Here is a 24,373-nt window from a genome sequence, read left to right on the forward strand (position 1 = left end):
ACGTTCGCGGACTTCAGGTGAAAACTTGTTCGTTGTCTTGCTCATATCGGCTCCACTTTCTCAGAAGTTGGAGCCTCCGGCAAACCCGGCGCGGTTCAGGGATACGAACGCCGCGATCAGATGTTTTGAATTCGCCGCCAAAGCGTCCCCCGACAATCCGCTTGTGTTGAACAATCTATCGGTCGCTCTCGCTCAAGCCGATCGCAATGGCGATGCTCTTGCCGGTTTTCGCCGTGTGGTATCCCTTCAACCGGACAGCGTCATGCCGCGACACCAGATGCGCCGCCTCACGTCGCGGATTGTTCCGTTCTGGCATATTCCGATGTTGAACGATGTTCGCCGCAACGATGTGTTCGAGGCGGCCATCAAGAGGGCCATCGCCGAGCATGGCCCATCGGTGCAAATGCTCGATATCGGCGCCGGCAGCGGCTTGTTGTCGATGATGGCGGCACGCGCGGACGCGACAAACGTGGTTGCGTGTGAGGTGGTGCCGGTAATCGCGGAAACGGCCGAACGCATCATTGAGCAGAATGGGCTTTCGAACCGCGTAAGCGTGGTCAACAAGGTATCGACGAATCTGGTTATCGGGCGCGACATGCAGGAGCTCGCGGGCATTCTCGTCTCCGAAATTCTGTCGAGTGATCTCTTGGCCGAGAACGTCCTCGATACGTTTGAGGACGCCCATGCACGCCTGATAAGCGAAGGTGCGACAATCATCCCGCGGGCAGCGAGTGCCATTGGTTGCCTGGTCGAGAGCGATGTGCTTGGCAACTATGCGTTCGTGGGCACGGTGTCCGGGTTCGACGTGTCGGAATTTACGCGACTTGCCGCCAACCGCCTGCCGATTCACGGCACGATGACGGAATGGAGGCGGCTCTCGCCTGATATCGAACTTCAGACCATCGACCTCACATGTCCAAGACATGCCGAAGACATTCGTCTCATCGATGTTCCGGTCAGTGCGGATGGAACGGCGGTCGGGATCGTGCAGTGGATGAGGATCGATCTTGCAGAGGGTATTGAGTTTCCAATCATTCCGACGACTATTCCGATGGTGGTTGGCTGCAGGTCTTGCATCCGTATCCTGGGCCGATCAAGGTGACTGCGGGCATCCCGCTGAAAATTATAGCCGGCCACGATCGTAACAGCTTGATATTGATGTCGGCATCCTTGGCGGCACATTGAGAGGCTGGCAAAATGCAAGCATCCAGGAAGAGGACCATCGACGGTCGGAAAATCAAGGCAGTCGTTTTCGACGCTTACGGAACGCTCTACGATGTCCAGTCGGTCGAGGGGGCCGTCGAAGCCGCATTTCCCGGTCGCGGCAGCCTGATCACCGCCATTTGGCGGATGAAACAGCTGGAATATTCATGGCTGGTCACGCTTATGGAACGGTATGAGGATTTCTGGTCGATCAGTCTACGCTCGCTCGAGTATACCCTTCGCTCCCTTGACCTCAGCGCCGGCGGACAGCTTCTGGAGGACGTCGCCGCAAGTTATCTCGATCTGAAGCCATACGACGATGCGCTGGAGTGCCTTGGACGGCTCGCCGCCTATCAGCGCGTCATCCTTTCGAACGGCAGCCCGGCGATGCTGTCGACGCTTGCCGACAAATTCGGGCTCGATACGGTGCTCGACCATATCCCTCAGCGTCGATGAGAAACGCGCCTTCAAACCAGCTCCGGCCGCCTATATGCGTGTTGAAGAAGAGCTTGGCATCTCGCGCGGGCAAGTGGCTTTCGTATCGTCCAACGGATTTGATATTTGCGGCGCGAAGAGCTTTGGCTTCAATAATCGCCTACATCTTTCGTCGCGAGTTCGACGACTGCGCGGGCACGGCTGATGATCTCGCACGGCGCCACGAGCCGGTCGAGGCGTTGCAGTTGTGGATGCAGCGTTTCTCTGCGTTCTTTGCCACCAAGCGGGACTTGCGGGAGCTCTTCACTCGGGTAATCTCGTCTATTCAGCATTGCCGAGTGCATTTCGAGGCGCGCCTGCGCCCTGCTCTACAGAATCTTCTGGCCTCGGCGTCGGCGAAAGGTCGTATTCGTTCGGACATCGCCCCAAATGAATTGCTGGGTGCGATTGCGCGCCTATCGATTTCGGAGAATGCCGATCCGGCACAGGCGCAACGGATGGTGGCGTTGCTGGCGAATGGCCTGTTGTTGTGACGACAGGCGTGCGGAAGCCAATGTCCGGTGTTGGCGGCCATCGGCAGTCATGGGCAGGTTAAGGATGGGAGGTCCCATCCAATAGCCATCGGTCGATAAAGACTCAAAAGGAGTATAGAGGTGCATAACCACGCACAAACTGCGGCCGTTCGGATTCCGCGCCAACCCGGCCATCTCTCAACGGCGCCGGCGACGCGAGCTGATCTAGCCCGTGCGGTAGTTAAAGAATTGAACGTGGGCTTTCCATGCCTGTGGCAGTCGTGCCGCCGAGACGAGGCCGTCCGTATCGCCAACGACACCGTCTACGGGCTTGCGGCCTACGTGCAATCGACTAACATCGATCATGCCCGCGCCATCGCCAAGCGGATGCGCGCCGGTTCCGTCTATATCAACTATCCGGCCTGGGACACTTTCGCGCCTTTCGGCGGTTACAAGCAGTCGGGTAACGGGCGCGAATATGCCGATTGGGCAATCCACGATTTCCTGGAAATCAAGGGCGTTGTCGGCTGGGAATAAATGGGGATAGGCCAGGCATGGCTGCTTCACCACTTTAAATCGGCGTGGTCGCGCCATCCATCTTGGCGGGAGCCTCTGGCACCCGCCAAGATCAGGTGACGATCAGTTGTTCAATGCACCGCCGATGATCGCGCCAAGCGCGAAGGCGGCTGCCGGGTACCAAAGACCGTCCTTGTTGCGACGATAGCCGGGGCGGCGATCGCGATATCCACGATAGCCATGATAATAGCCGGGACCATCATTGCCGCGATGCGGTCCCCATCCACGACGGCCCGCATCGCGCGGAGGCACGTTGCGATGAACTTCGCCGGACCTGTGGTCGCGATGATTGCGTGGCCATTCCTGGGCATTCGCAAAGGGTGCCGAGAGCATCGTGCCGGCAATGGCGACTATGAAAAATTTCTTCATTGATTCGTTTCCTTGTCATTAGCAAGGAAACCTTAGTATTTAAAAGATGAACACAACGTGAAGTATAAGACCATCCTCCGCTTGGCAATCCGACGATGGCCATGCAGGATCCGGCTCTGTTGCAGAAGCCGGTCTAGCCGGTAGGTAGGGTGCTCGCAGCGCCTTTTTCAGCCCGCATCTATCGTCGCCCGACCACTCGTCAAATCCCTGATATTCCCGATAACCTGCTCGGCAACCGACGTTGCCACCGTCACACCAAGAATGGCTCCCGAGCCTGTAAAACGCTCATCGCTAATCTGAACGCCCGATTGCGCAAAAAGTCTTGCCTTCAAGAGGGCAAGGTCCGAAAACGGCACGCCGATCCTCATCGCTACTGTCGGAACAATCTCCCTCGTCTCTGCTGCCTGAAGGCAGATTGAGGCAGTCCCGCCATAGGCGCGGATCAATCCACCGCTTCCCAAAAGCGTACCGCCAAACCACCGCGTCACGACTACCGCAACCATATCCAGCTCCAGGCCATCGATGGCCTGGAGAATAGGTTTGCCTGCCGTACCGCTCGGCTCGCCATCGTCACTGAACCGATAGTTCTGCCCGATGCGCCATGCCCAGCAATTGTGATTCGCATCCGCCACCGAGTATTGCGCGATAAATTCCTTCGCTGCCTCCATGTTCATGACAGGGGCAGCCGTTGCAACGAAACGGCTTCGCTTGATTTCCTGATTAGCGGTTGTGATCGAAACGATCGCAAACATGAGGTGTCCTAGCTAATTTCAATAGGCATTGGAAAGCAGGTTAGCAGTTCCATGGGCATCGTGCTAACGATGGCCGCGACGGTACTACAACAAACGAGAAACCGTCGCACGGAGATGAGACAGTGACAGATTTTCTTGAAAAGTGGTCTTCGAAGAAGGCTGATAAACCCAAAGCAGGAACAAAGACCGTTATTGATACCTTCCGCTCCAGGGTAGCGGAACAAAAGGCATATCTGGAAGAGTATGAGCGGGATACCGCCGGCTTCAGAAAATGGCGCTCCACCTGGTTCCAGCGCGTACCCGGCGGCTTCGGTGTCAGCATCGGCCGCGACTCGGTCAATGCCGGCAAGGGCTTGAACTATGTCGTCGTGGAAACCCTCAAGGATGTAGCAGAGTTCCTCGATGATCTCGCACATCATGCTGAGAATGATGCCGGCTTCCAGCAGGCACTCGAAGAAAACCGCAAGCGCCGCGCCACATTGTTGAATGCGGCAAAGACAGCAGGGAAGACTACTGGTCCGAAGACGGCTACAGCAAAAGCATCCCGGGCGAAGTCTCCGGCAGCAGCTGAAACAGATGCAAAGCCGAAAAGAGGCCGCAAGCCGAAGGCAGAAAATATCGCCTGATAGCTTCAATCAGCCTTGAGCAGGTTAATAGGACGAGAAGCCGAAGTTTCCGACAGGATGCTTCGGCCTCAAACATCTTTAGCCATTTATGATATCGAATACATGGTTCGGCTCTGACAGCAATTTCAGCCACAGCAATTATTCGTGAATACAACTAGTGATATGCGTATCTCGATAGCGGATGCACGACCACATCATCACCCGTGGCGAAAAAGAACATCTCACTGCTTGTTGAATGGACAACTGCACCGTTAGCTTCTGAAATGCTTTCCTGACGGATCCTCCTGTTTCTTGCCAGTCATGCCTGATGTCGTCACTGGTAGTGGCGAGTTACTTGCGCCTGCCCAGGCGATATCAACTTTCGAGTACAATCAAGGGATCATCACACGCGATGTTGAACACATTTCCCATCCACGACAGTCACCGGGCCGGAAAGGTCGGGGATGTCGCCAGCAACGCACTGTGGATCGATCTCGTCAATCCCTCGGTCGAGGAAGTGGCGGACGTCGAAAAGCTCGTCGGAGCAAAGTTGCCATCCCTGGGTGCCCTTAGCGAGATCGAAGCGTCCAGCCGGCTCAAGAACCAGGATGGCATTCTCTACATGAGCACGCCGTCGGCGGCCCGGCGGCCTGAAGGTGCGGAGGCGACCCCACCGTTGGGATTCGTGTTGTCGGCCGACAGGCTGGTCACCGTCCGGTTCATGCAATTGGCGACCTTCGATGCGGTCGCGGCTAAATTTGCCGCCGGCCAGGATGCTCCGAAATCGAGCATTGAGGTGTTCGCTTTGCTCTGCGAAGAAATCGTGGACCATGTTGCCGACATTCTTGAGCATCTGGCCGCGGAATTAAATGGATTGTCGAAGGATGCCTTTCGCGCCGACGATCCCCGCGGCCGTCATCCCGCGCGGGCCAATCGGGTGCTGCGCGGCCAGCTGCGCCAGGTGGGGCGCCTCGGCGATCGGCTCTCGGAGCTGCGCGATGGTCTCCTGGGACTTGCGCGCGTCATTGGCTATGCGGAGCAAAATGCCTGCGATTGGGCCGGTGGAGCGCTCAGGCCGCGCGTCGTCAGCCTGCGCCAGGACATTCATTCGCTATCGGATTACGAAGAGCAGCTGGCCAACAAGGTACAATTCGTTCTGGACGCCTTGGTCGGTCTGATCGGCATAGCGCAGAACGACGTTTTCAAGGTTTTGACGATTGTCTCGATTGTCGGCATCCCGCCTACCTTGATGGCTGGCGTCTATGGCATGAACTTCAAGAACATGCCGGAATATGATTGGGCGTGGGGCTATCAATTCGGTTGGGCGGTGATCATCCTCAGCGCCATCATTCCCCTGGTCTGGTTTAAAGTAAAAGGCTGGTTCTAAAACTGGAATCCCATCCTTTCGGCGCCCGCTTAGGTGAGCACGACTTTGGGAAATTCCGTGGCCAAATGATCGATGAAGGCGCGCACGGAGGGTAGCAGGCCCTGCCGATATGGGATCAGCGCGGTGAGTGTGGAGTCGCCGGCAAGCCAGTCCGGGAGAACGCGGTGCAATTGGCCTGAGCGCAGCTCGTCGCGGCAGATGTAGCCGGGCAGGGCGACGATCCCGAGGCCCGCGATGGCCGCCTGCTTGAGGCCAACCAGATCGTCGCTCAGAAGGCGTGGCGTCAGCGGCATGACTACCTCGTCTGTACCATCGTTGCGGTGGCGGAGGCGCCAGGTTGGAGAGACCCCGGTCCGCATCATGAACAGCGACGGGTGTCGGGTAAGATCTTGCGGCGTCTCCAATCCGCCGTGGGCATCAAGATATGCGGCGCCGGCGAAGAGAAACCAGGGCGCCGGCGCCAGCGTCCGTTGCACCAGCGTCGAGTCCGGCAAAGGGGCCGAGTGGGCCCGGATCGCTACATCGAAGTTCTCGCCGACAATATCGACTGTCTGATCTGTCGCATGGCCGACGATGTTCACCTTGGGAAACCGGACGAGGAAATCCGCGACAATGTCGCGCATCGCAAACTGTGTCGTTGCCAGGCCCGCCGTAAATCGCACCGTGCCGGTCGGCTCTGTCAACCTGTGGCGTATCGCCGTCTCCGCCTGCTCGGCCTGCTGCAGCATTCCCACGGCGTGCCGATAGAACTCGCTGCCCGCGTCGGTCATGGCAAAGCGCCGCGATGTGCGGTTGAGCAATCGAACACCGAGCTCGGCCTCGAGCTGTAGGATGCGGTGGCTCAGGGTCGACTTGGGCATACGCAGTGTGCGCCCGGCAGCGGTGAAACCGCCACGGTCCACCACCTGAACGAAATAGAAGAAGTCGTTGAGATCGAGCACGCACCCTCCATCGTCCAATCATTGGGACGCTATGTTGGCATTTTGCCGACTTCTTAGACGAAGGTCCAGTACGTAAATTCCACCTGTCGCCACCAGACAATCGCGACCCCGCTGCGGCAAAGGTGCTGACCGGGAACCCCACGGAGGCATCATGGAACGGCGTCAGTTCCTCCAAGTTGCAGCGATCGGAACAGCGGGGACCGTCGTCGGACGCACCCCTTCGCTTGCCGCTGTATTTCGCCCACGCCGGTTACAGGAGAATGCAATGACCGACACAATCCGCCCCTATGAACCGCTCACCTCCGAAAACGCCGCGCTCGGCCTCGTCGACCACCAGCTCGGCCTGATGACAGGCGTACGCGACTACTCGACCGGGGAGCTGAAGCACAATGTCGTCGCTCTGGCGAAGGCCGCAAAAGTGCTCAAACTTCCGATCGTCGTCACCACCACGGCACGCAACAGCATGTGGGGCCCGACCTTCCCTGAATTGGTCGAGGCATTGCCGGGAGTGCAGATCATCGACCGTTCGTCGGTGAATGCCTTCGACGATCCGGCAGTTGCGCGCGCAATCGAGGCAACCGGCCGCAAGAAGCTGATCTTCGCCGGCATCTCTCTCGAAGTCTGCGCGGCGTTTCCCGCCATCACAGCGATCGGCAAGGGTTATGACGCCTATGTGGCCGTCGATGCATCGGGGACGTTTAGCGAAACGAAACGCGAGGCAGGTCTCCTGCGCATGCTGCAGGCCGGCGTCATCCTTTCGGACTATGCGACGCTGATGGTCGAAATCCTGAAGGACAACGGGCGTCCTGAGGCAGGCGCTGTCTATGAAGCCCTCGATATGCCCTGGGCAAAGCTTGTCGGGCAGATCGCCCAATCCCGCGCCAGATAACAGGGCGCGTCATGACGCTGTTTCAAGGAATGGCGGAAGGGATACCGGTGTCCGCCATTCTCTCGTGGGACCCACGCATCTGCAGGTCTTCTAGCGATTCAACGCTTCAGGATTGATCATGTTGATTGGAGAGCCGGCCGCAAAGGCATTGATCTGATCGAAGACGTCTGAGAATTGGAGGTCGAACTCTTCCTGCGTGACGTAGCCGATATGTGGGGTCGCCACCACGTTCGGCAGGTTGATCAGCGGATCGGCCGTGTCGCGCAACGGCTCGGTCTCGAATACATCGACCGCCGCCATGCCGGGGCGCCCAGCCTTCAGCGCCGCAACCAGGGCGCCCGGCTCGATCAAGGGCGCCCGGCTTGTATTCACAAGGATCGCGGATGGCTTCATCAGCGCGAGATCGGCGCCGGTCACGATCCCGCGCGTTGCCGGCACAAGCCGCATGTGGAGCGAGACAACATCGCAAGAGGCGAAGAACGCGTCCTTGCTTTCGGCAACCGCCCAGCCCTGGCTCCTCGCGCGGTCGCGCGACGCCTCGCGCGCCCAAACGAGCACCCCCATGCCGAAGGCACGCCCATAGCCCGCGACGACCTCGCCGATACGGCCCCAGCCATAGATGCCGAGAACTTTCCCTCTCAATGTATGGCCGACGCCCGAAATCCACCCGCCCGCCTTGAGCGAGGCGACCTGCGCTGGAAGCTGACGAGCCGCCGCAAGGACAAGCGACCAGGTCAACTCGGCCGCCGCATAGGATGGTGTGTCGGAATGCATGTTGGAGCAAAGCAGCACGCCATTTCGCGTGCAGCCGGGAACGTCGACATGCGGATAGACGCTGCGCTGGCTGATCAGCCGGAGCTTGGGCAGTCGGTCGAGCAGGGAGCCTTGGATGCGGGACCGCTCACGGATGAGCACCAGCGCCTCAGTCCCAGACAAGCGGTGGACCAGTTCGTCCTCGTCTTCGACGTGATCGTTCCAGATCTCGACGTCGTGACCACTAAGCTTGGCGAAACAGGGCAGATGCCGAAGCGTATCGTGCCAGTCGTCGAGAATTGTAACCTTCATGACTGCAATGCCAGCACTTTTCTTCCCGCCTCCGTCAGCACGACGGAATCCCGTTCGCGCTCGACAAGACCAAGATCCACCGCATCCTCCCAAACCGGCAGACGCGGGCAACTCGTCCGCCAGGCATCCATGACTTCATGGTAGGGCCGAGGCCCAGCTTTCAGGAAAACCAACAGATCAACGACAAGGGCATCAGGCGTTTCCACTACAACCTCCCTGGATATTAGAAGAGGATTTTATACCCATGGGCGATTATTGTCATGCCGGATCGCGCCAAATTCACAGTAGTGCGTTGCAATTGGGCCGCGCTCTACAAATGGTTGCAATGGGTAGAAACGGGAGCGGAGCGCATCGCGACAAAGCAGATGGCGGAAGTTATGGAAATAAGTTCCATAAGCTATCTTATCTGATTGGCCGGGGTACATTGGCAGATTCCAATTTCAAATGCAACGAAGACAATAATGGCCATCATTTGAGGAAGCCGCCCTCTTCCCCTGCAACACTGGCATCGTGCGCTTGGCGTAACCTCTCCAAAATCATACAACCTGAAACTCTGCTCAATCATAAGGCCATGGAGATCTGAAATGTCGCAACCCATCACGGCGGATTATCTGGAAAGCCTTCTCGGCAATCGGCGTCTCATGGAGCAACTGGCCTTCATTCTGGAAGTCGAGAAACTCAAGACCATCCTGCGCAAGACGCTGTTGCTCGACCGCTCGCGAGTGGAAAACGACGCCGAGCACAGCTGGCAGTTGGCGCTCATGGCGATAGTGCTTTCGGAGCACTCTCGCGAGCCCATCGACCTGCTTCGCGTCATCAAGATGCTGCTCATCCACGATATCGTCGAGATCGATGCTGGCGACACCTTTGCCTACGACAATGTCGCCAGACAGAGCCAGGTCGAACGTGAACTCAAGGCTGCCGACCGCATTTTCGCGCTTCTACCCCGCGATCAGGCGCAGGAATTCCGCGCGCTATGGGATGAATTCGAGCTGAAAGCCACCAATGAATCTCGCTTCGCCAATGCGATGGATCGGCTGCAACCGCTGCTGCATAACTTTTTCACCAACGGTGGCACTTGGAGCACCAACGGCGTGACCTCCTCGGATGTCGACCGCCGCATGGCCCCAATCGGGATAGCCTCGGGCACGCTTGGCGAGCTTAGTGAAAAGCTTATCTCACTGGCGATCGAACAAGGCATTCTTGCGCCGGGATTGAGGTCGCAGGACAGCTCCAAAATCTAGCCTTGCAGCCTTTATCGGAGCACAAGGCCGCGACTTCTGGCGTTTGCGATCTTTCCATGATCATGCCCATCGGGACGATTTGAGGCGTCACGCGATCCGATAGGGCAATTTTGACCGCTTGAAGATATTTTGGCTACCGCCATGCCTTGAAACAGTTCTCGCATGCCATTGAAGCAACTTGGGATGCGGCCGCCACAGACTTCGCCAAGCCTGAAAGCTCGCAATCAGGCATCAGCGCCCAGTTGCTGATTTCCCCCAGGAATTGACCCGACGTTGAAGTGATCGCTGGAGCTGGATCACGCGAAACAAAAAATCACGATACAATCACGGCCAGGTGTTTCCATCCGATCGCACATTGTTCAGGACGATCGGACCGACGGCGATTTACCAGTAAAATCAATTGGTAATCATTCGACCTGACGTCAGAACCACTGACGATTGGCGCGGCCCCTCCGCATTGGAGCCGCTGAGCTGATGGGGACACGGGATGGTAGCCGCTGATCACAAAGCCTGCCGCACCGCGAAGCCCATCAAACACCTTGAGGTCTTGTCGTGAAGGCAATGGCCTTTCCATCGTTCCACAACTCAATAGGGAGTGCTCAATATGACCACCAAAGATTGTTGCTGGATTCTTGTGGCCACCACAGGATGCTCTACTGCCGATTTCGCAGCAGCCAAGTCGCCTGCGCCGAACGGCTGCTGCTGGATTATCCTGGCGACCACCGGTTGCTCGACGGACGCGGCGACCGCCGAATCCTCGTCGGCGCTCCGGCAGAGCGTCGCCGACGATTGCTGCTGGATCGTTCTGGCGACCACCGGCTGCTCCACGGATGCGGCGACCGCCAAACTGCATAGCGCGGCACCTCAGGCGAACAAGGCCAATGATTGCTGCTGGATCATTCTTGCAACGACTGGCTGCTCGACCTGATCGACCCGACTGCGGTGGAGAAAGCCGCGGGGCTTTCTCCACCCGTCCAACGCGTACTGCCACCAGCTCTTTGCCCCTACTCGGCACCTGCGCTCGCGATCTCGTCCTGTGCTTTGCGAACGCCTCGTAAGCGGCCTGAACTCTCCTGGAGGTCCTAACCAAATGTATTCGATTGATACCATCGACAAACTGCTGGATTCACTCGGCCTGATATCCAAAGAGTCGATTTTGTACGGGGATTTTGAGGCAACTACCCTCACCAGGCGCAACCGCAACATCCAGGTGACCACGAACAGGGCCGAGAACTACCTGATCAAGCAGCCTTCAGATCCAGATTCTGAAAGCGCCGAAACCTTGAGAGCTGAAATACGCTTCTATGAGTTCCTCGAGAGAGAAAACCCGGCCTTTCGCGTCGATTGTGCGACGGTGCGCCATACTGACCTTGAGCAAGGGCTCCTGGTCCTGGACTTCTACCGGGAGGCAATTCCTCTTTGGCGTTACTATAAGCAGCGTGGCGCAGACAGGCTTCCGCTGCGTACGATTTCCGAGGTCGGGAGGCTGTTAGCCGAGCTGCACCGGGAATTTGAACAGCCGGTTACATGCGGCAACGGGAAGATCGCCTTTCTCTCAACCGATCTGCCGTTCGGTTTCAAACTGAACAAGCCTAGTCCGAATGTCCTTGGCTACATACGCCCAGGTGGCCTCGCCTATCTGCGCGAGTTGCAGGCGATGAGCGATGTCATGCTCCGTTGGGAGGCCGCGGCGAAAACCTGGGAAATCAACAGCGTTATTCATGGCGACGTGAAGCTGGACAATTTTCTCGTTCAACCGGATCCCAATATGGAGGACATCGGCTCGGACAGGATCCGCATCGTCGATTGGGAACTGGTGCAGCAGGGCGACAAGGCCTGGGATATTGCCGGGGTTTTCCAGGACTTTATCTTTTGGTGGACCATTTCCATGCCGGATATGGCCACGCCCGAAGACATGGTCCGAAACGCTGGTTTCCCAATCACGAGGCTCAAGCCCTGCCTGCAGACCTTTTGGCACCGCTATATTGCTCATGGCGGCCAGAACGCTGACGAAGAAGCCCGGTTGCTAAGCAAGGTCGTGACCTTTTCGGCGATCAGGATCTTTCAGACCAGCTACGAAATTGCAGCGAAATTCGATGAGATCCCGCCGATCGCCCGAATTCTACTCGGCATTGCAAAGAGCATTCTCGAAAAGCCGACGGAAGCCGCTTCCGGTCTGTTCGGCATTGAACTTGGGAGGATCCATTGATGACGTCCCAGTTGGTACATCCCGATATTTTGAGGGTTTTGACCGCGGTTCGGGTTCTGTCCGACACCGAATATGAGCTTAACGGCATCGTCCGAGACATCAGCAAGCTTCGCGTGTTCGATCCGAGCCGTGGAGTGGAGCTGACGGCCGGGCCGGATGCGGCTGATGGCGGCATCGAGCGCTTCCGCACCATCCTGATGACGGATATTTATAACAATCTTTATTCCGCGACATTTCCCTCGCCCGTCAGTCCCAACCTCGATCCGAACGACTTCATTCCGTCACTCTCAAAGGCGAATAACGGAACAGGCACATTCCAGGAGGGCTGGTTTCTGCTCGGGCAGGAACAGGGAAGCAGCAAGCTGATCGTTCGAAAGGATGGCATCCTCTATTGGGTTCGGCCCGAGGATGTAGTTCCCCGGCTTCCCGCAGGCTCGGAAGATCAATCCTGCTACGTTCGGATACCAAAGGAAGCGCGCCAAATGATGCCGGCTTTCTACATGGCTTTTGGCAACGCCTCGCGCCTGGATATCCCCGCCGACTGCGGCCCGCTCCTTCGTTTCTACTTCAATTTGACGCCGACAGCCGCTGAGCCATATCTCTTAGAAATCACGCGCCGCCTGAACCAAAGACGCATTCACTTCAGAACCAAGGTCATAGCCGACCCGGCAGGCTACAACAGGTCAGACGCGGGCGTGCTCTATTTGCGTGCCTGTCAAATGGCCGAGGCCCTACCGGAGATCATGGCAACGCATGGGGTCATAGACCCCCTCCTCAAGGATGGCGTGCCTCTGTTTGCACGGCGTCTCGCCAAGGGGCTGGCTTTTGCCGAGGATCCCGGTGATGGCTCCAGCTTTGGCATTTCACGCGCCACACTGCTGGCCGGCGCTCTTCTGGATAACCCGTCTCCGGTCGAAACACACCAGGTGGCTCGATCGGTTTACGCGAGCTTCGAACGCTCCGGGCTCGATAGTCTGCGGCCCTATGCACGTCAGGACAACCTGGCCCAGTACGAAGCAGCATTGGCCTCCGCAACATCCGTCTGGGAGAAACTGACATGAATCAATTTGCCAAAGTCATGGCGGAGCCGCTTGCGCGTGACCAGTTGCTGGACGCGGCGATCCGCATTGGCGACCAGCTGGTTCGCACCGCCTACTGGAGCAATGACGAACTGGCCTGCAACTGGCTGGGACGCAGAGACATCGAGGATAGGGAAATCGCCGGTTACTCACGCAGAACTGCCGCCTTGAGCCCGGAACTTTATTCCGGCTCGGCGGGAACCGCCCTTTATCTCGATGCGCTTTACGCCGAGACGGGTGATGCGCGATATGAGAGGACTGCCGTCGCCGCCTGGCTGCGTTCGGTCAACTACATGCGGCAGAACCATTTTCCCGCATCGCCGATTTCCTTCTATGCCGGCTGTTTGGGCCTGCTTTATGCCGGCGTACAGATCCTCTCCCATACACAGCAGTTTCGTACCATCGTCATGGACGAATTCCTCTTCCTGACAAACAGGATCATGGACGGATTGTCCGTTCATCATTCTCTCGATGTCATCGGCGGCAATGCAGGTGCGATCCCCGCACTCGTTCATCTGGCCGACGTGCTGAAGCAACGCGCATTCCTGGAACTTGCATCTGATTGTGCTCAAGAGATCGTCGACAAGGCGCAGTGGAAAGACGATGAAATCTGCCTCTGGGCGCCCGAGAAGGTTCATGGCGTCGAGCTCGAATTGCCACCGCTCAGCGGCTTCTCGCACGGAGCTTCCGGGCTCGCACTAGGTCTATTGCGAGCCTATCGCGCAACCGGCAACGAGACATTTCTCAAGCACGCCCGCGGGGCCTTTTCTTTTGAGGATGCGCTGTTCAATCCGGATGAAGGAAACTGGATCGACACGCGATATGAGCATTCGAAGCGCGACGGGAAGATCGTTGGCACTTTCAGAGGTGCGTGGTGCCACGGAGCACCAGGGATTGGCTTGGCCCACCTCTATGCCCGGGACCTTGATCCGGAACGCGCGGCGTATCACGAGCGCATGGCTCGCATCGCGATGAAGACGACCCAAGCTTTTATCGTTCAACGCCGGGCCACGCAGGGCTCCGATATCACTTTGTGCCACGGTGTCCTGGGATTGTCTGATATCCTCCTGGATCTGGCGACGGCGTTTGACGATGACGAAGCAAGATCCTGCGTCAACGCTACCGTTCGGTCCGTTCTCGGCGAGCACGGTCATCCCGAACAAATGCCGTCTGGCCTGCAGCGCGGCGGATACAGCCCCTGTCTCATGGTTGGTATTGCCGGCATCGGCCTGCATCTCCTTCGTCTGCGAAATCCCGGTATTCCCTCCGTTCTCTGCCTGAATCAACCGCTGCGAATGGTTCCAGCGAAGCCCGAGGAGCGGCCGTGACAGCCACCAGGAATTGCAGCCACGCTTCGCCGATCTTCGGTCGATTGATGTGGCTCTCAAGGGAAAACGATCGGTCGCGAGGAAAGCATGAACAAGCTAACCGGGTGGTCGCTGTAACTTTCGGTATTTCGTTCAAAGAGATATCGGTGCGGCACCAGTCGACTGCTTCCGCGACCCGGATCTCAAGATGGGCTGCACGTCGAAAGCTATTCGTTTCAGATCAGCTCATCTGCGCGAAGCACTGTTTCGCCTCCGGCAGCATATGCGGATTCGATCTGGCGACGAACTACAATTTTAAGATGTATATCGGTTAAACTTTAAGATTGAAATTCAAACATAGACGCCTCCGGGAATGGAAAATCGGAAGTTTCCGCGGAATCGCATTTTTTTCTTGCTATTAATGATTGTATATAATAACATTCTAACTTTCTCAACAGTTGAACGGTGGATGGGGAATTTTCGATGAGACTCCTTGGGTTGATCTGCCTTTTTGTGACCGTGATGTTTGCCACCGCGGCATCCGCGGAGTGTTCGCTGCCGACGACAAAAGACTTTGCGACCCAAGCGACCGCCCTGTTCAACTGTCCAAGCGCCTTGCCGCTCAAGGGAGGAGAGGGCAAGCGCAAATTTCAGGTCCATTATGACTTCCCGAAAACGCTCCCGGATAGCAGCCACTTGCCATGGCTGGCAGTCGACCCCCTCACCGACCCCGCCGGCTACATGCACGCAATCCTTGAATATGCGACGAAGTATAACGGGCGCTCGGACATAGACTGGCGCATCGAAGACAACAAGGAGCAGCACTGGTGTAACGCTCCCTGGCTTCAGGATTCCCGTGAGCCATTGCGCGGCATGACGACAGAACGCTGGTCGCGGCCGAAGGAACTGCACGAGAAGCAGGTCGGTTGGGCAAAAAACTGGGCCGTCGGGATCTATAACGACCTGGCCTGTTATGGCCTGGGGCAGATCTGGAGTGATCCGACATTCCCGAAGACGAAGGGGTTCAGCCTTCCCAACGGGGCTTTGGGCATCAAGCTGCTGTTCACGAACGCCACTCCCGCCCAGGTCCCTTTTCTGAGCAACTCGAAGGAATGGGAAGTTGCTGCGGGCAATGACGGCAGCATCATCACGATGCGAATGTTGCAGGTGGACGTCTCGGTGAAGGACAAGCGCTCGCCGAATGGCTGGTTCTTTGGCACATTCATGTATGACGGGACAAAGGCGGGCAAGACACCCTATGATCGCCTGGTTCCAGTTGGCCTGATGTGGGGCAGCGACCCCGATTTGCTGGCCAGCGCATATTACGACAAGGCGGCAACGCCCAAGGAAAGCTGGGTCAACCCGGAGGAGGCTCAGCGCTTCTACGCTTTGCCGCGTCAACATCTCGGGCTTTTCGGTCGCGCAAACGGGCCTGTCGACAATCCAAAGTCGGCCTGCATCACCTGCCATCAGCGCGCAATGGATTGGGGCCGTGCAGTTCTGGCCAATTCTCCAGAGGCCAAACAGGCAGCCATGCTGCTGCCTGACGTGCCTTTTGATCCCTTCATCGACAGCGACGCAAAAGCCTATTTCCGCAACATCGGCGCTGCGTCCCCGGTACCGAATACGCAGACGCTGGATTATTCGCTTCAAGTCGCCAAGGGCATATCGATCTTTCGCGCCTGGGTGCTCCTGAATTATCCGGACCATGCGGGATCAACGACCGACATACCACCCTATCCATTCGCCCGCCTTCTGATGGGCAGCCAGCAAGTGCCGACCGCCGGCGCAGCCTTTGATGAGTTCAACCGCTAACGAATATTTTCGGAGTTAGAGACCAAGCAAGCGTGCATTCCTGAGGATATCGTATGATTTTCCTGCGAATATATGGCCGTTTTCGCCTGACAGGACCTAAGGGGGAGGATCTCCTGCCTCGGGCCATGAAGGCACGCGGACTGATCGCGCTCCTTGCCCTTGCGCCTGATTACTCCAGAAGTCGCCGCTGGCTCCAGGACAAGTTGTGGAGCGACAGAGATGCCCAGCAGGGGTCGGACAGCCTACGTCAAACATTGACGATCATTCGCCGCTCACTTGGAAAGTATGCCCATGTACTCAGAGCGGATCGAGAACAGGTTTCGTTTGATCCAGCTCATTTTACGGTCGATCGCGAACGAGGACCGACCAACCGTTCATGCGAAGCGGATGGAGGGCTTTTCTGCGGCCTTGATGTAGCTGACCCGGAGTTCGAAAGCTGGGTCCGCGACCAGCGTAGCCAGGCTGAAACAGCGGTAGAGCCTACCTGCTTTGCAACCCGCCGGCTGATGCCGGAAGCAGCGCCTGCCATTTTTTTCCAATACAGGACCAATGTTTCAAGCGGCGACCGTCTCGTGCGCACCATCATATCTTTAACGACTTCGGCACTTTTGGATTTTACCGACTTCAGCATTTACCATGAACTTGGGTCGGATCCCGCCAATGCCGGCAGAAGCGCGAAGAAGGGCCTGATCGTCGCTTTGGCTGCCTTTGGCTCTCGTGACAGACTCGAGCTTCACGTCGCCCTGAAGAATTTTCAGAGCTCGGAAATCCTGCTGATGCAAAACTTCTCCATATGTCGCAAGGAAGAGGTGCTGGAACAGGGCGACATTGAACTGGCGTCATCATGCATCGTTGAAGCCATACTCAACACAATGAAGAAGAGCCTCGAAAAGCTTGATATTTCCGATTGCGCGACGACCTTTGCAAACCGCGCGCGCAATCTGGTCTTCCGGTTCGATAAGGCAGCGTTGCTATCCGCAGACAGGTATTTTCAAGCCGCCTATGAGCTGGCACCCAAACCGCAATACCTCGCCTGGAGGGCTTTCGGTCGCACCATCGCCCAGTTTCAGCATCGGACGCCAGAATTGCCGGGAGACAACGTTAGTGTGGATGGGCTGTTTCATGAGGCCATCAGTGAAGCGCCCGACAGCGCAACCGTTTTGGGCATCGGCGCCCATATCGAATATCTGAGAGGCGGCTCTCCCCGAAACTCGCTGTCGCTGGCGAAGAGAGCCGTCAAATATGACCCGCTCAACAGCGTCAATCTCGCCATTCTGTCAAATACGGAACTCATTCTGGGCGATCTGAAAAGCTCTCGAGCCTCTTCGCTCGCAGCATTGCAATTAACCGGAGGCAGTGAAGCACGCGCTTTCACGGAGTTCTTCTGCTGCATGTCCGCGGCAGCGCTCGGCGAATACGAGGACGCAACCAATCATGCCGAAGCCGCATTGCTGCTGCGTCCGTCATTTGTCGCGCCGTTGCGCTATCTGATTACGCTTCATAAGCAAGCGGGCCGGACCGCAAGTTACGATCGCTCAGTTTCAAGAATGAGGGTACTGGAAACAGGCTTCACTCCGGCTCAAATGCTCGACAGCAATTACCCGGTTACGACGCTAAGGCGGCTCCGCTTATTTGACGCCTTGGTCACTTGATCAAGGAGCAGTATTGTTTTCCGCAACCGACCGGTAAAACACCGAGGACGGTTGAGTATCTCCCGTCGATTTCAAGGTGCTATATCAGGCCGAGCGTGACCAAACTTTCCGCAGTGGCGACGATCGCATCTTCGCGTGAGCGAGGCCTCCAACCAAGCAAGGTCTGCGCCTTCACGCTGGTCGCATTCATATTGACCCCGAGTATCGGCAGGATTGCCTTCATCACCGGGTCCCTCAAGGCAGATAGAGCGACGAGCCAGTTGGGAATGACGCGCGTCGACACTTTTCCAGCCGCTTTGCCCATGCGCTCACGCAATATCCTGGCAATGTCCGCCATCCATATGCTCTCGCCTGAAATAGCCAGGAAGCGCTCGCCCCTTGCCGCCGGGTCAGTCATGGCGAGAACGTGAAGGTCCGCTACATCACGCACGTCGACAAGCCCCGTATTGATCTTAGGACATGCCGGCTGGCCATCCATCATGTTCTTGATCATTCGGATCGAATGAGAATAATCAGGCCCGAGAGCAGGCCCCAGCACGGCGACCGGATTGACGGCCGATAGTTCGAGCGCCCCTCCTTCCCTGGCGACAAAGTCCCAGGCCGCTTGTTCGGAGAGGGTCTTCGACTTTTGATAGGGTGCAACTCGTCCGGTTAGATCGCTCCAATCGGTCTCGTTGAACGGCCGGTGCAGCGGCTTCCTGTGCCCGACGCCAACCGCGCCAAAAGCGGAAGTCAGCACCACGCGCTTCACGCCCGCGTCTCGCGCCGCCCGCAGCACGCGCAGATTGCCATCGATTGCGGGCCTGACCCAATCCTCTTCGCGGACCTGGTCGCCCGATGGGGTCGGCGATGCTCCATGCAGGACATAGACACAGCCCGCCACCGCTTCGGCCCAGCCGGCATCCGAGCCAAGATCGGTTTTGACGAACGAGAGGCGATCGCCCGGCTCGGCGCCTCCTGCCCTTAGATTCTGCCGTACTTCCTGTTCGCGGGAGAGCGAACGGACAGTTGTGCGGACCCGATAGCCCGATCTCAGGAGCGCGAGCATGCAGTGCTGGGCAATGAAGCCGGTGCCGCCGGTCACCAGAACTAATTCATCTGTCATCATCTTCTCCTGGCCTGTTATCGATCGATCGTCGCCATGACGAAGTCGTTGTAGCGGTTTCCGGATATGGCGCCGGTGGCGAGCGCGTCGTCGAGCGTCCGCATTTCTGCCGGATCGAGGCGGATTTCGGCCGCCGCAACATTCTCCTCCAGGAAGAGCCGGCGCTTGGTGCCCGGGATCGGGGCGATATTCCCACCCTTGTGCAGCAGCCACGCAAGCGCGATCTGGCCGGGCTTCACGCCCTTGCCGGCCGCGACATCGAAAACGATCTGTGCTGCCCTTGCGTTGGCGTCGAAATTGTCTGCCTGATATCGCGGATCGATACGCCGGGTATAACCTTCAGGATACTCCTCCGCACGCCTTGCGCCGCCGGCGAGGAAACCCCGGCCAAGCGGGCAGAACGGCACGAGGCCGATATCGAGCTCGCGCAGAAGCGGAATGATATCAGGCTCCAGATTGCGCTCCCAAAGCGAATATTCACTTTGCAGCGCCGAGATGGGATGTACTGCGTGCGCACGACGAATATTGGCGGCGCCGACTTCGGAGAGGCCGAAGTAAAGCACCTTTCCCTCGCGCACCAGCTCGCCGACGGTGCCGGCCACGTCTTCGATCGGCACCTTGCGATCGAGGCGGTGCTGATAAAGCAGATCGATATGATCTGTCTGCAGCCGCTTCAGCGATCCTTCGACCGCCCGGCGGATCGCGGCGGGACTGCTGTCCGTTTCTGCTCCGACCTGGCGGCCGTTTTCGAAGCGAAAGCCAAATTTCGTGGCGAGGATGACCTGATCGCGGCGGCCTCTAAATGCACGACCGAGCAGTTCCTCATTTGTAAATGGACCATAGCCTTCTGCCGTGTCGAAGAAGTTGCATCCCAGATCGATAGCGCGATCAAGGGTCGCCACTGCTTCTGTCTCGTCGGCCGGTCCGTAAGACTGGCTCATGCCCATGCAGCCCAAACCGATGGCGCTTACTTCCAGCCCCTGGCCGCCGAGGCGCCTCTTGCCCAATGTCATGATTTTCTCCTGGCTCCTCGGCTATCCACGAGGGCACGAATTCTGAACCGCGCGACACTCGATGAGTATGGCGCCTCCGATTTCCGGTGATTGATGGAGACGAAGATAAGTCAGGATTTCCGGACGAAGAATGCGCCAAAGTGCGAATTACTTGCGCCAGAGTTCAAAAGCTGGCCGATCCAGACATTTCCAACCTCGGTTCGATGCACTCCATCGCCTTGGACACCTGATCCAGAAGGGAAACACGGCCATTCCTCCCTTCGCACGCAGAGCGCTTGAATCGACGCATTTCTTGCGCCATAGTTCGGAATGCCAGCAGATCCCTTTTCCGATATCCTTAGACTCACACGCGCCGAAGCGGTTGCTACCGGTGGCTTTACGGCCGGCGGGTCGTGGGCAATTTCGTTTCCCGGCCGTGACAAGATCAAATTCTGCGCCGTCATCAAGGGAAGTTGCTGGGCATCGCTCGAAGGTCATAAGGAGCCGGTCAGGCTCAATACCGGCGACATCGGCCTGCTTGCGGCAAAGCGTTCCTATGTGTTGGGAAGCGACCTCGGCATCGTTCCTGTCGATGCGATGAGCCTGTTTTCGAGCGTCGGCCGGACGACGGCCGTTCTCGGTGACGGGAGCGACTTCACCTTTATCGGCGGCCATGTCGTTCTTGATCCGGCGAGCGGCCAGTTGCTGGCAGATGTATTGCCACCGTGGATTCATATCCAGGCAGGATCACCCCAGGCAACGGCGTTGCGATGGCTTCTCGATCAGCTTGCCGAAGAACGGGCCACTGATCAGCCGGGCGGCCAGCTCGCATCGGCTCAACTGACGCAGCTGCTCTTCATCCAAACCTTGAGAGCGCACCTGAAAACGGCGAGCGAGATGCCTGCAAGCTGGCTGCGCGCACTTGGCGATCCGCGTATCGCTCCCGCCTTGCACATGATGCACGGCGACCCGGCTCGGGCCTGGCATCTTGACGAGCTCGCCAAGGCCTCGGCGATGTCGCGTACCAGCTTTGCCTTCCATTTCAAGAAAGCTGCCGGGATTGCCCCACTGACCTACCTCACCGAGTGGCGCATGAGGGTCGCAGAGCGTGCCCTGCGTGATGGAAAGACCATAGTCGCGGAAATCGCCCAGTCCGTCGGCTATGCGTCGGAGAGCGCGTTCAGCAACGCGTTCAAGCGCGTAACGGGCTACTCGCCAAAGGCCTATCGGAGCGTCGCCCGATCCACACAACAATCTCCCGCAGATCAACCCTAGCTACCGTCCACAAGTCTGCAAGGCCCACGCGGTGAAAGACAGCGTCTATGTCCCGCCCGCAGATCTTGGCGGCGCCCTCGTCCCGCTCCAGATGTCAGTCAGCGTCAGACTACCTCTGGCATGGCCTTACCTCTCTCGATCGCCGGTAGCGGATCTCCACACGCGATCTGCCGCTCGCGATTTAAGGAAGACGCCTACCGGCGCTTCCCTGTCCTGTGGATTACCCCGACCCAGTAGAGGCGAACACAAATCAAATGTTGCTAATATACAACATTTGATTGAATATTGATATCAAATGAAACAATCCTAGCGGATTTCAAAAATGGTAAATTGCCTTTCAAGTCGCTTTCGATAGTAGTGTTATCGAAATGGGGGCGATGCCACGATGTTCGCAGGCAATTGCAAGAGTAAATTTCTGCCATTCAGCGATGAATGGCGGCCGGTACTTGGGTTGGGCAAATGAAATTTGGCGGGTTGTCGGCCACGGAACTTGTCAGAGAAAAGATCTCGATTCGAGAGAAATATTGTATTTCTAGAAATAAGCTATTGATTAACTTTGCCGGTTACGCACACCGCCTGGCGAAGCACATCAATAAAGTAACGGCAAGCTCAATATCGGTAGCATCGCAGGGCCATACGCTACTTCTCAAGACGGTTCTGCTCGTTGCCTTATTATTCTCCGGCTTATCTTTTGCCGCCCCCGGCATGGCCTATGCTGCCTGCACCAGTTTTAACGTACCCGATGCAAATACGACGCCGTCAACTAACCCGATGGCCTCCGGCGGATCGATTCTGATCACCGTCGGCACCCAATGTAATGGCGCCGGCCTCAACCCGTACCCCGGACCGAACACAACTTCTCCGGCTCATGGCTCGGTCACCGTCGATGCCGCGGCAGGCAAAGTTACTTACGTCAACAATGGCGATGGTGCGACAAGCGATAGCTTCGTCGTGGTCGATGCCGGTGGAATCCCATTTACGATCAACGTTGCCGTTGCGTCGACCACAAACCCTATCACGGTTTCTCCCGGCTCGTTGCCCAACCCGCAAGTCGGCACGGCCTTCAGCCAAACTCTCAGCGCGAGCGGCGCCACGGCCCCCTATACTTTCGCATTGACCTCGGGTTCGTTGCCGCCGGGTCTATCGTTCAGCGGATCGACCATCTCCGGTACCCCCACGCAGGCGGGCAACTATACTGTCACATTTACGGTGACGGCCACTGGCGGCCTGTCGACAACCAAGTCCTATTCGGCCACCGTCCCGAACCCGTCCAACAATATTGCGGTTAGCGCGCCGCCAACTGCCACTCTGAATGCGGCCTATAGCGCAACGCTCTCCGGGTCAGGCGCTTTGGCCCCATACAGTTTCGCACTCTACACCGGATCAACCATGCCTCCAGGACTTTCGTTGGCAGGCAACGGTGCGATCAGCGGAACGCCGACGTCGCTTGGAAATTTCAGTTTCCAGGTTGTGGTCACCGATAGCAGTCCAAATCTGCACGGTACATCGCCGGGGCCTTATGCCAATGTCGTTACCGTCAACCTCCAGGTTGTCAATTTACCGCCGCCCGTTGCCGGCGCCGCCAGCGCAACGGTGAGCTACGGCAGCAGTGCGAACCCGATTACGCTGAACCTGTCAGGGGGAGCTGCGGCCTCTGTCGCCGTCGCGACCCAGGCCTCTCACGGCACGGCCACGGCAAGCGGGACATCGATCACCTACACGCCGACCGCCGGCTATGCCGGCAGCGATAGTTTCACCTACACCGCAACCAATACCGGCGGTACATCCTCGCCGGCGATCGTCAGCATAACGGTTTCTCCGCCGACGATCTCATTCACCACGGCCTCACCTTTGACGGGGGGTACGGTCGGTACCGGCTACAGCCAGACGCTCGCCGCCTCGGGCGGCGCCACCCCCTATAGCTACAGCATCACCTCAGGCGCCCTGCCGGCCGGTCTGACACTGTCGTCCTCAGGCACTCTCTCCGGCACGCCAACCGCAGGCGGGACCTTCAACTTCACGGTCAAGGCAACGGATAGTTCAACCGGAACCGGTGCCCCGTTTAATACATCGAAAGCCTTCAGCCTGAGCATCGCATCGCCGTCGATTGCGATTACACCGACTACGCTGCCTGCCGCGACCGTGGCCTCTGCCTATAACCAGACCATCACGGCATCAGGCGGCACAAGTTCCTATGCTTATGCGATTACCGCGGGCGCCCTTCCAGCGGGTTTGACATTATCAGCAACGACCGGCGTGCTTTCCGGCACCCCGAGCGCTGGCGGCACCTTCAACTTCACCGTGACCGCCACCGATAGCTCCACAGGTTCCGGACCTTATACCGGCTCCAGAGCCTATAGCCTCAACGTCAACACGCCGACCATCGCCATTTCCCCGACAACGCTTCCAAATCCGGTCGTGGCCACTGCCTACAGCCAGACCGTCACGGCATCGGGCGGCACCGCCCCCTACACCTATGCGGTTACCGCCGGCACACTTCCGACAGGCCTGACGCTGTCAGCAGCGACCGGCGTGCTTTCCGGCACCCCGACCGCTGGCGGTACTTTCAACTTCACTATTACGGCGACGGACAGTTCCACCGGCTCGGGACCATACAGCAGTTCACGGGCATATACCGTGGCCGTCAGCGCGCCGACGATTGCGATTACCCCGGCAACGCTTACGGCTGCTACCGTGGCCACGGCCTATAGTCAGGCCATCACGGCTTCGGGCGGCACCAGCACCTACACCTATGCCGTAACCGCAGGCACCCTGCCCGCCGGTCTGGCACTCTCGACAACCGGGGTTCTCTCCGGCACGCCAACGGCAGGCGGCACCTTCAATTTCACCGTCACCGCAACTGATAGCTCCACCGGTTCCGGACCATTCACCGGGTCGCGGGCCTATAATCTGGTTGTCAATGCCCCGACGATTGCAGTCGCTCCGACGACACTTGCCGCG

Annotated in this window: 21 protein-coding genes and 2 pseudogenes; 16 read left to right on the forward strand and 7 right to left on the reverse strand. The window is 58.0% G+C overall.

Annotated elements, in window-relative coordinates; all coding sequences use genetic code 11:
* Positions 1 to 349 precede the first annotated feature (349 nt).
* The 4 genes and pseudogenes from A6U86_RS35930 to A6U86_RS24955 all read left to right on the forward strand — a co-directional run.
* Complete coding sequence (locus tag A6U86_RS35930; protein WP_244510095.1) at positions 350 to 1,102, forward strand: 50S ribosomal protein L11 methyltransferase; 753 nt, start codon at positions 350 to 352, stop codon at positions 1,100 to 1,102.
* A gap of 95 nt (positions 1,103 to 1,197) precedes the next feature.
* On the forward strand, positions 1,198 to 1,659 hold the full coding sequence (locus A6U86_RS24945) for an HAD-IA family hydrolase (protein WP_068396631.1): 462 nt from the start codon (positions 1,198 to 1,200) through the stop codon (positions 1,657 to 1,659).
* A 53-nt stretch (positions 1,660 to 1,712) separates the two neighbouring features.
* Positions 1,713 to 2,171 (forward strand): TetR family transcriptional regulator, encoded by a 459-nt coding sequence (locus tag A6U86_RS24950; protein WP_141683806.1) that lies wholly within the window; start codon positions 1,713 to 1,715, stop codon positions 2,169 to 2,171.
* A gap of 270 nt (positions 2,172 to 2,441) precedes the next feature.
* Positions 2,442 to 2,687, forward strand: a pseudogene (locus tag A6U86_RS24955) (aldehyde dehydrogenase family protein); the annotation flags it as partial.
* A gap of 111 nt (positions 2,688 to 2,798) precedes the next feature.
* Here A6U86_RS24955 and A6U86_RS24960 read toward each other — a convergent pair.
* A pseudogene (locus tag A6U86_RS24960) lies at positions 2,799 to 3,095 on the reverse strand (BA14K family protein); the annotation flags it as partial.
* A gap of 167 nt (positions 3,096 to 3,262) precedes the next feature.
* On the reverse strand, positions 3,263 to 3,847 hold the full coding sequence (locus tag A6U86_RS24965; protein ID WP_068396639.1) for a YigZ family protein: 585 nt from the start codon (positions 3,845 to 3,847) through the stop codon (positions 3,263 to 3,265).
* Between the two features lie 122 nt (positions 3,848 to 3,969).
* Here A6U86_RS24965 and A6U86_RS24970 point away from each other — a divergent pair, with 122 nt between their 5' ends.
* Entirely contained in the window at positions 3,970 to 4,473 is a 504-nt protein-coding gene (locus A6U86_RS24970; protein WP_068396642.1) for a hypothetical protein, read from the forward strand.
* Positions 4,474 to 4,864: 391 nt separating this feature from the next.
* A complete protein-coding gene (locus A6U86_RS24975; RefSeq protein ID WP_068396645.1) occupies positions 4,865 to 5,839 on the forward strand; it encodes a magnesium transporter CorA family protein in 975 nt (324 codons plus the stop codon).
* 29 nt (positions 5,840 to 5,868) lie between these two features.
* Here the strand turns inward: A6U86_RS24975 and A6U86_RS24980 are convergent, their stop codons facing one another.
* A complete protein-coding gene (locus tag A6U86_RS24980; RefSeq protein WP_068396648.1) occupies positions 5,869 to 6,780 on the reverse strand; it encodes a LysR substrate-binding domain-containing protein in 912 nt (303 codons plus the stop codon).
* A 265-nt stretch (positions 6,781 to 7,045) separates the two neighbouring features.
* Here A6U86_RS24980 and A6U86_RS24985 point away from each other — a divergent pair, with 265 nt between their 5' ends.
* Positions 7,046 to 7,669 (forward strand): isochorismatase family protein, encoded by a 624-nt coding sequence (locus tag A6U86_RS24985; RefSeq protein WP_068396651.1) that lies wholly within the window; start codon positions 7,046 to 7,048, stop codon positions 7,667 to 7,669.
* Between the two features lie 90 nt (positions 7,670 to 7,759).
* Here A6U86_RS24985 and A6U86_RS24990 read toward each other — a convergent pair whose 3' ends face one another.
* Together A6U86_RS24990 and A6U86_RS24995 are read right to left on the reverse strand one after the other, a co-directional pair.
* Positions 7,760 to 8,734, reverse strand: a complete 975-nt coding sequence (locus A6U86_RS24990; protein ID WP_068396654.1) for a D-2-hydroxyacid dehydrogenase family protein — start codon at positions 8,732 to 8,734, stop codon at positions 7,760 to 7,762.
* Positions 8,731 to 8,940 (reverse strand): hypothetical protein, encoded by a 210-nt coding sequence (locus A6U86_RS24995; protein WP_068396657.1) that lies wholly within the window; start codon positions 8,938 to 8,940, stop codon positions 8,731 to 8,733. The genes A6U86_RS24990 and A6U86_RS24995 overlap by 4 nt, the downstream gene beginning before the upstream one ends.
* A 378-nt stretch (positions 8,941 to 9,318) precedes the next feature.
* Here A6U86_RS24995 and A6U86_RS25000 point away from each other — a divergent pair, with 378 nt between their 5' ends.
* From A6U86_RS25000 to A6U86_RS25030, 7 genes are all read left to right on the forward strand, one after another.
* Positions 9,319 to 9,978, forward strand: coding sequence for an HD family hydrolase (locus tag A6U86_RS25000; protein WP_068396661.1), 660 nt, complete (start codon positions 9,319 to 9,321; stop codon positions 9,976 to 9,978).
* Between the two features lie 604 nt (positions 9,979 to 10,582).
* Positions 10,583 to 10,906 carry a hypothetical protein gene (locus A6U86_RS25005; RefSeq protein WP_068396662.1) on the forward strand — a complete coding sequence of 108 codons (324 nt, stop codon included), beginning with the start codon at positions 10,583 to 10,585 and terminating at the stop codon, positions 10,904 to 10,906.
* A 162-nt stretch (positions 10,907 to 11,068) separates the two neighbouring features.
* Complete coding sequence (locus A6U86_RS25010) at positions 11,069 to 12,187, forward strand: aminoglycoside phosphotransferase family protein (RefSeq protein ID WP_068396665.1); 1,119 nt, start codon at positions 11,069 to 11,071, stop codon at positions 12,185 to 12,187.
* Entirely contained in the window at positions 12,187 to 13,248 is a 1,062-nt protein-coding gene (locus A6U86_RS25015) for a T3SS effector HopA1 family protein (protein ID WP_141683807.1), read from the forward strand. The genes A6U86_RS25010 and A6U86_RS25015 overlap by 1 nt, the downstream gene beginning before the upstream one ends.
* Positions 13,245 to 14,594, forward strand: coding sequence for a lanthionine synthetase LanC family protein (locus A6U86_RS25020; RefSeq protein ID WP_068396669.1), 1,350 nt, complete (start codon positions 13,245 to 13,247; stop codon positions 14,592 to 14,594). The genes A6U86_RS25015 and A6U86_RS25020 overlap by 4 nt, the downstream gene beginning before the upstream one ends.
* 462 nt (positions 14,595 to 15,056) lie before the next feature.
* The gene (locus A6U86_RS25025; RefSeq protein ID WP_198929089.1) at positions 15,057 to 16,388 is read left to right on the forward strand and encodes a hypothetical protein; all 1,332 of its coding nucleotides are present in this window, start codon (positions 15,057 to 15,059) and stop codon (positions 16,386 to 16,388) included.
* Between the two features lie 53 nt (positions 16,389 to 16,441).
* On the forward strand, positions 16,442 to 18,040 hold the full coding sequence (locus tag A6U86_RS25030; protein WP_083196990.1) for a hypothetical protein: 1,599 nt from the start codon (positions 16,442 to 16,444) through the stop codon (positions 18,038 to 18,040).
* Between the two features lie 79 nt (positions 18,041 to 18,119).
* Here the strand turns inward: A6U86_RS25030 and A6U86_RS25035 are convergent, their stop codons facing one another.
* Both A6U86_RS25035 and A6U86_RS25040 read right to left on the reverse strand, forming a co-directional pair.
* Entirely contained in the window at positions 18,120 to 19,145 is a 1,026-nt protein-coding gene (locus tag A6U86_RS25035; RefSeq protein WP_068396683.1) for an aldehyde reductase, read from the reverse strand.
* 17 nt (positions 19,146 to 19,162) lie between these two features.
* Entirely contained in the window at positions 19,163 to 20,158 is a 996-nt protein-coding gene (locus tag A6U86_RS25040; protein WP_068396673.1) for an aldo/keto reductase, read from the reverse strand.
* Positions 20,159 to 20,467: 309 nt separating this feature from the next.
* Here A6U86_RS25040 and A6U86_RS25045 point away from each other — a divergent pair, with 309 nt between their 5' ends.
* On the forward strand, positions 20,468 to 21,412 hold the full coding sequence (locus tag A6U86_RS25045) for an AraC family transcriptional regulator (protein WP_068396674.1): 945 nt from the start codon (positions 20,468 to 20,470) through the stop codon (positions 21,410 to 21,412).
* Between the two features lie 705 nt (positions 21,413 to 22,117).
* The coding region (locus tag A6U86_RS25050) for an Ig domain-containing protein (RefSeq protein WP_198929090.1) at positions 22,118 to 24,373 on the forward strand (2,256 nt) is incomplete at its 3' end.

This window comes from Rhizobium sp. AC27/96, assembly GCF_001692325.1.
Lineage (GTDB): Bacteria > Pseudomonadota > Alphaproteobacteria > Rhizobiales > Rhizobiaceae > Rhizobium.